Below are 7,770 nucleotides of genomic sequence, written 5' to 3' on the forward strand. Positions count from 1 at the left end.
ACCGCCTTTGCGGGAACCGCTGGACAAGTCGAGGTGAATCCAGGGCGTCCCCCTGGGCACGAAGCGGCGCAGAAACCGGGCGGCCAGGATGTGGTCGGCGTCGCCGTCCGGCGCGCATTGCTTGAGATCGGCGATGTCGCTTTCCAGGGAGCGGTCGTAGTCCTCGTCCATGGGAAAGGGCCAGATACGCTCGCCGCTGTCGCGCCCGGCCGCCGCCAGCGCCGGCAGCCAGGCGTCGCGGTTGCTGAACACGCCGCTGTAGCCGGTGCCCAGCGCATAGACGCAGGCGCCGGTGAGGGTGGCGTAGTCCACGATCAGGCGCGGGCGGCTGCGCCCGGCCAGGGTCAGGGTGTCGGCGAGCACCATGCGCCCTTCGGCATCGGTGTGCACGATTTCGATGGTGGTGCCGTTTAAGGCGGTGACGACGTCGTTGGGCCGATAGGCGGCGGGGCCTATGTGGTTGACCGCCAGGGCGAGCCAGCAATCCACGGGGATGCGGGCTTGCAGGCGGGTGAGGGCCAGCAGGGTGCCCAGGGCTACGGCGCTGCCCTGCATGTCGCCGTGCATGCCGTACATGTGGCGGGCGGGCTTGAGATTGACGCCGCCGGTGTCGAAGCAGATGCCCTTGCCCACCAGGGCGACGCGGCCGGCAGCGCGGCCCCCGGCCCCGGAGCGCGTACCGCCGGGACGATAGCGCAGGCAGACAATGCCGCTGCCCGGGTCGGGCGCAGCCTGGGCCACGGCCAGGAAGGCGCCGGCCTTGCGGCGGCGCAGTTCCGAAAGGCCCAGGAAATCCAGTTGCCAGCCGTGGCGCGCGGCCAGGCGGCGCAGCCGTTGCAGGTACTGGGCGGGCGCCAGACGGTTGCCGGGCAGTATGCTGAGTTCGCGGGCGAGGGCGTTCCCTTCCGCCTCGGCGAAGCTGCGCCGGAAGCCGTCCCGGGCGCGGGCGCCGTAGAGATACAGGCGGCGCAGGCGCGGCGGCGGCGCCGGCTTGCTCTTGCAGCTGGGCAACGGCGCGGCGGCCGCCAGGGCGGCGGCGACCAGCGCCTCGGCCAGGCGCAGGGCCGCCGGCGGCTCGTAGCCGGCGACGACCAGGGCCAGGGTCTCGGGGTTGTCGTCCCGGTGCGCCGCGACCAGGCGGCGGGCCGCGCTCAGCTGCCGGAACGGCGCGGCGGCCGCGGGAATACGGCGCAGGGCCACGCGGGTGGCGCGCCCGTTGGGCAGTTCGGCCAGCCGCTGGCGGGAGGGGGGTTCGTCGTTGTCCAGGCGTGTGCCGCAACGGCGCGCCAGCGCGTGCCGGTAGCCGAATTCCGGCCACTTGCGCGGCGCGTCGGCGACGGCCAGCACGACGTGGCTATGGCGGTCCAGCACCGCCTGCGAGGGCAGGCGGACGCTCTGTTTGAGTTCGATCTCCATCGTTGGCAAGCTCCCCGAAAATATAAAAGGTATAATATTAAGGGCATTCAGGCTGGCGGCGCTACGAGGGGGCGCCGCAAATGAGGGGGAGGTCCCGCGCCATGAATCCGAAACACGATCCCGACCCGCAGGAAACCCGCGAATGGGTGGAGGCCCTGGAGGTCCTGATCGAAACCGAGGGCGCCGAGCGCGCCCACTTCCTGCTGGAGAAATTGATTGACCGGGCGCGCCGCCTGGGCGCCCACCTGCCCTACTCTCCCAATACGGCCTATCTGAACACCCTGCCGGCCGGCACGGAGGAGCGCAGCCCCGGCGACGCGGCCGTCGAGTGGCGGCTGCGCTCGCTGACCCGCTGGAACGCCATGGCCATGGTGGTCAAGGCCAATCGCAAGAACGCCGAGCTGGGCGGGCACATCGCCAGTTTCGCCTCCTCGGCCACCTTGTACGACGTGGGTTTCAATCATTTCTTCCGCGGCATCGGCGCGGACAACGGCGGCGACCTGCTGTTCGTGCAGGGGCACTCGGCGCCGGGTTTTTATGCGCGCGCCTTTCTGGAGGGGCATTTGCAAGAGGAGGACCTGGACCGTTTTCGCCAGGAAATCGGCGGCGGGCTGCCGTCCTACCCGCACCCGCGGCTGCTGCCGAATTTCTGGCATTTCCCCACGGTGTCCATGGGGCTGGGGCCGCTCATGGCCATTTATCAGGCCCGCTTCATGCGCTACCTGGAGCACCGGGGCATCACCGCGGCGGGCGACCGCAAGATCTGGGCCTTTATGGGCGACGGCGAGATGGACGAGCCGGAGGCCATGGGGGCCATCGGCCTGGCCGGGCGCGAGAAGCTGGACAACCTGCTGTTTGTAGTCAACTGCAATTTGCAGCGGCTGGACGGCCCGGTACGCGGCAACGGCAAGATCATCCAGGAGCTGGAGGCCGAGTTCCGGGGCGCCGGCTGGAACGTGATCAAGGTGATCTGGGGTTCGTACTGGGACCCGCTGCTGGCCCGCGACACCAGCGGCCTGCTTTACCAGCGCATGGAGGAGGTGGTGGACGGCGATTACCAGGCGTACAAGGCGCATGGCGGGGACTATGTGCGCCGGCATTTCTTCGGCAAGTATCCCGAGCTCAAGACCATGGTTTCGAATATGAGCGACGACGACATCTGGCGCCTGAACCGGGGCGGGCACGACCCGCACAAGGTCTATGGCGCCTACGCCGCCGCCGTGCGCCACCAGGGGCAGCCCACCGTGATCCTGGCCAAGACGGTCAAGGGCTACGGCATGGGCGAGGCCGGCGAGGGGCAGAACATAACGCACCAGCAAAAAAAGATGGGCGAAAACTCCCTGAAACAGTTCCGCGACCGCTTCAACATCCCGATCTCGGATCAGGCCCTGGGCGAGACGCCCTTCTACCGCCCGCCGGAGGACAGCGAGGAGAGCCGCTATCTGCGGCAGCGCCGCGAGGCCCTGGGCGGGCCCGTGTTCGCGCGCCGCCCGGAACCGCCGCCGCCGAAATTGCCGTCCCTGGAGCTGCACCGCCGGCTGCTGGAGGGCAGCGGCAAACGCAGCATCTCCACCACCATGGCCTTTACGCGCATCCTCGACGGACTGCTGAAGGACGAGGGCATCGGCCCATACATCGTGCCCATCATCCCCGACGAGGCCAGGACCTTCGGCATGGAGGGCTTGTTCCGCCGGCTGGGCATCTATTCCTCGGTGGGACAGCTCTACGATCCGGTGGACCACGAGCAGGTCATGTATTACCGCGAGGATCAGCAGGGGCAAATCCTCGAGGAGGGGATCACCGAGGCCGGGGCCGTTTCCTCGTGGATCGCCGCCGGCACGGCCTACAAATTCCACGGCGTCCACATGATCCCGTTCTACACCTTCTACTCCATGTTCGGCTTCCAGCGCGTCGGCGACCTGTGCTGGGCCGCCGGAGACATGCAGGCGCGGGGCTTTTTGATCGGCGGCACGGCGGGGCGCACCACGCTCAGCGGCGAGGGCCTGCAACACCAGGACGGCCACAGCCACCTGCTGGCCGCTACCATCCCCTGCTGCGTGTCTTACGACCCCACGTACAGTTACGAACTCGCGATCATTATCCAGGACGGGCTGCGGCGCATGTACGGCGCCGGGGAGAACGTCTTCTATTACATCACGGTGATGAACGAGAACTACCCGCACCCGCCGCTGCCGAAGGGGGCGGAGGAGGGCATCCTGCGGGGCATGTACCGCTTGCAGGAGGGCGCCGACCGGCCGCTGAAGGTGCAGCTGCTGGGCTCGGGCGCCATCCTGCGCGAGGTATGCGCGGCGGCGGAGTTGCTGGCCGCGGACTTCCAGGTCTCGGCGGACGTATGGAGCGTGACCAGCTTTACCGAGTTGCGGCGCGAGGGGCTGAGCGCGAGGCGCTGGAACATGATGCACCCCGGGCAACCGCCGCGCCGCTGCTGGGTGGAGGAGACGCTGGAGAACACCAGGGGGCCCGTCGTCGCCGCCAGCGATTACATGATGGCCTTCGCCGACCAGATCCGGCCGTTCCTGGACCGGCGCTACGTCACCCTGGGGACGGACGGCTTCGGGCGCAGCGGCACGCGGGCGCAGCTGCGCTCCTTCTTCGAGGTGGACCGGCACTATATTGCGGTCGCGGCGCTGAAGGCCCTGGCCGACGAGGGCGAGGTGCCGGCGAAAACGGTGGCGGAGGCGATCGCCCGCTACCGGCTGGATGCCGACAAGCCGGACCCGGCCGGTGCCTGAGACGCGCCAGCGTCGCCTCGCGCCGCGGGAGGGATCGTGGGCATAAAGGACGGGATTGTCCGGGTCCCGGATATCGGCGACTTCCAGGACGTAGAGGTCATTGAGGTGGCGGTCGCGCCGGGGCAGCGGATCGAGGCGGAGACTACGCTGATCACCCTGGAGAGCGAGAAGGCCGCGCTGGACATCCCCGCGCCGCAGGCCGGCACGGTGCGCGAGTTGTTGGTCAAGACGGGAGACCGGGTTTCGCAAGGGACTCCGATCCTGCAACTGGAGGAGGCGGAGGCCACAGCCGGGGAGGACGCAGCCGCGGAGACGCGGAGCGGGCCGGAGACGGCGACACCCCCAAAGGCGCCACCCCCGGCGCCACCCCCGGCGCCGCCGAAGACCGGGGCATCGGAAGGAGACGCGGCCGGCGGGGACGCATCCGCGACCGGCGGCGCGGCGGATGCGCCGTCCGCCCCCGCCTATGGGCGGCCGCCGCCGCTGCTGCCCAGCGGCGCGCAAACGGTGGGCGCCAGCCGCTCTTCCCGCTCCCATGCCAGCCCTTCGGTGCGCCGCTTCGCCCGGGAGTTGGGCGTGGACCTGGGGCTGGTGCGGGGCACGGGGCCGAAGGCGCGCATCCTGAAGCAGGACGTCAAGGCATTTACCCAGGCGGTGATGCGCAGCGACCGGGTCTTCGGCAACCTGGGCGGCTTCTCGCTGCCGGAGACCCCGCCGGTGGATTTCTCCCGCTTCGGTCCGGTCGAGAGCCACCCCCTGTCGCGCCTCAAGCGGCTGGCGGGACAGCACCTGCAACGCTGCTGGGTCACCGTGCCCCACGTCACCCAGTTCGATGCGGCGGACATCACGGACCTGGAGGCGTTCCGCCGCGCCCGCCTGCAAGAGGCGGAAAAGCGCGGCGTGCGGCTGACGCTGGTCAGTTTCCTGCTCAAGGCGCTGGTGGTCACCCTGAAGGAGTTCCCGGATTTCAACGCCTCGCTGAGCCCGGACCGGGAAGAGATTATCCGCAAGCGGTACTTCCACATCGGCGTCGCGGTCAATACCGACGAGGGCCTGGTCGTACCCGTGATCCGGGATGTGGATCAAAAGGGCCTGTTCGATTTGGCCGGCGAAGTGCAGGAATTGAGCGAACGGGCGCGGCAACGGCGGCTGAAAAAGCAAGACCTGGAGGGCGGTTGCTTTACGCTGTCCAGCCTGGGCGGCGTCGGCGGGGCCGGCTTCACGCCGATCGTGAACAGCCCCGAGGTCGCCATCCTCGGCGTCTCGCGCGCCGCCATGACTCCGGTCTATGCCGAAGAACGGGGAGAGTTTCTGCCGCGGCTGCTGCTGCCCATGGCCCTGTCTTACGACCACCGGGTGATTGACGGCGTCGCCGGGGCGCGCTTCGGGCGCTTCCTGTGCTCCATCCTGGGCGACATACGCCAGATCCTGCTGTGACCCCGCCGCCGTAAAGACGGAGACAGGGAGAAACGACGGCATGGCGACGGAGGCGATCACGGTGCGCGTCCCGGATATCGGCGACTTCCGGGATGTGGAGGTTATCGAGGTGCTGGTCGTGCCGGGGCAGCAGGTGGAAAAAGAGACTTCCCTGATCACCCTGGAGAGCGACAAGGCCACGCTGGACATCCCCTCTCCCGCCGCCGGCGCCGTGCAGGAATTGCTGGTGGCGGCGGGCGACCGAGTATCGGAGGGGACGCCGATCCTGAAGCTGGCGGCCACGGCGGACAAGACGGCGGACGCGACGGCGGCCACGGCGGACGCAAAACAAGAGCAAGAGCAAAAGCAGGGAGCGGCGGCGCAAGGCGGCGCGGCATCGGCAGGGGAAGGGCCGGCGCCAGCAGCGCCGCCGGGCAAAGAGGCGCCGGCGGAGAAACGTCCGCAACAGGGTCGGCAACAGGGCGCGCCGCCCTCCGCCGCCGGTCGGGACGGCGCCGAGCTGCACGCGGAAGTGCTGGTGCTGGGCGCCGGGCCGGGCGGCTACACCGCCGCCTTCCGCGCCGCCGATCTGGGCAAAAAAACGCTGCTGGTGGAGCGCTACCCGGCCCTGGGCGGCGTCTGCCTGAACGTGGGCTGCATCCCCTCCAAGGCCCTGCTGCACGCCGCCCGGGTGCTGGCTGAGGTAGAAGAAATGGCCGGGGCCGGGATTCATTTCCGGGAGCGGGAGATTCGCCCCGGCGAGTTGCGCGCCTGGACCGAGACCGTCGTGGCGAAACTGACCGGCGGCCTGAAACAGTTGGCGCGTCAGCGGCGCGTAGAAGTGTGGCAGGGCGAGGGGCGCTTCCTGGGGCCGCATACGCTTGCCGTGCGCGCGCCGGACGGCAAAGAAAGGCTGGCGTCTTTCGATCATGCCATCGTCGCCGCCGGTTCCCGCCCGGCGCGCCTGCCCGGCCAGCCGGCCGACCCCCGCATCCTGGACTCCACCTCGGCACTGGCCTTGCAAGAAGTGCCGGCCACCCTGTTGGTGGCGGGCGGCGGGATCATCGGCCTGGAAATGGCCACCGTCTATCAGGCGCTGGGGAGCCGGGTCACCGTCGTGGAAATGGCCGACCGGCTGCTGGGCGGCTGCGACCCGGACATCGTCGCGCCATTGCAAAAACGCATCGAGCCGCGCTACGAGGCCATCCTGCTGAACAGCCGCATCGAGTCCATCGAGGCCCCGGAACGGGGGCCGCTACAGGTGCGCCTCTCCGGCGCCCGCGCGGGCAGCGAGACATTCGACGCCGTCCTGGTCGCTGCCGGGCGGCATCCCAACGGCGGGCAGCTGGATCTGGAGCGGGCCGGAGTGCGGGTGACAAAGGACGGCTTCGTCCCGGTGGACCAACAGCAGCGCACGAACGTATCCCACATCTACGCCGTCGGCGACATCGCCTCGCAACCCATGCTGGCGCACAAGGCGTCGCACGAGGGCAAGGTGGCGGCGGAGGTCGCCGCCGGACTGAAGAGCGGCTTCGAGGGCCGGGTCATCCCTTCCATCGCCTACACCGACCCGGAGGTCGCCTGGGTGGGGTTGACGGAGACCGAGGCCCGCGCCCGCGGCATCGAATACGGCAAGGGCCTGTTCCCCTGGGCCGCCAACGGGCGCTCGCTGACGCTGGGCCGCGACGAGGGCCTGACCAAGCTGCTGTTCGAGCGCGGCGGCGGCGGCGCGGATGGCGACAGCGAGGGCGGCGGCGACGGCGCGCGCGGCGGCCGCCTGCTGGGCATGGCGGCGGTAGGCCCGGCGGCGGGCGACCTGATCGCCGAGGGCGCCCTGGCCATCGAGATGGGCTGCGACGCCCGCGACCTGAGCCTTACCGTACATCCTCACCCCACCCTCTCCGAGACCGTGGCCATGGCTGCCGAGGCATTCGAGGGCACGCTCACCGATCTGTACCTCCCCCGCCGCCGCTGAAGCGCGGGGGCGCCAGGGGCGCGAGCAATCCTATGGCGAAAAACCGCAAGCCGTTACGCAATCGAAGGGAAGCAAAGCGGCTCTTTATTCCGCCATTCCCGCGCCCCCACCCCGCCATTCCCGCCCTTTACCCCGCCATTCCCGCCCTTTACCCCGTCATTCCGGCGAAAGCCGGAATCCAGCATAGAAAGCGCGCGCTTCGCGCTCCTT

The 7,770-nt window shown here is 69.6% G+C and carries 4 protein-coding genes; 3 read left to right on the top strand and 1 reads right to left on the bottom strand.

The annotated features are described in order from the left end of the window. The coding region (locus tag OXU43_05620) for a leucyl aminopeptidase family protein (protein MDD9824631.1) at positions 1 to 1,416 on the bottom strand (1,416 nt) is incomplete at its 3' end. 101 nt (positions 1,417 to 1,517) lie between these two features. Here OXU43_05620 and aceE point away from each other — a divergent pair. Genes aceE through lpdA form a run of 3 tightly spaced genes read left to right on the top strand, consistent with a single transcriptional unit; the run spans position 1,518 to position 7,560 of the window. Next, on the top strand, positions 1,518 to 4,169 hold the full coding sequence (gene aceE, locus OXU43_05625) for a pyruvate dehydrogenase (acetyl-transferring), homodimeric type (GenBank protein ID MDD9824632.1): 2,652 nt from the start codon (positions 1,518 to 1,520) through the stop codon (positions 4,167 to 4,169). A gap of 42 nt (positions 4,170 to 4,211) precedes the next feature. After that, positions 4,212 to 5,606: a 2-oxo acid dehydrogenase subunit E2 gene (locus OXU43_05630; GenBank protein ID MDD9824633.1), complete on the top strand. Its 1,395-nt coding sequence runs from the start codon at positions 4,212 to 4,214 to the stop codon at positions 5,604 to 5,606. Between the two features lie 40 nt (positions 5,607 to 5,646). Next, the gene (gene lpdA, locus OXU43_05635; GenBank protein ID MDD9824634.1) at positions 5,647 to 7,560 is read left to right on the top strand and encodes a dihydrolipoyl dehydrogenase; all 1,914 of its coding nucleotides are present in this window, start codon (positions 5,647 to 5,649) and stop codon (positions 7,558 to 7,560) included. The last annotated feature ends 210 nt before the right edge of the window (positions 7,561 to 7,770 follow it).

The sequence above is a fragment of the Gammaproteobacteria bacterium genome (assembly GCA_028817255.1).
Lineage (GTDB): Bacteria > Pseudomonadota > Gammaproteobacteria > Porifericomitales > Porifericomitaceae > Porifericomes > Porifericomes azotivorans.

Bases quoted from the DNA above. Each gene is read 5' to 3' on its own strand.
- aceE (MDD9824632.1), top strand. From the start codon at position 1,518: ATGAATCCGAAACACGATCCCGACCCGCAGGAAACCCGCGAATGGGTG.
- lpdA (MDD9824634.1), top strand. From the start codon at position 5,647: ATGGCGACGGAGGCGATCACGGTGCGCGTCCCGGATATCGGCGACTTC.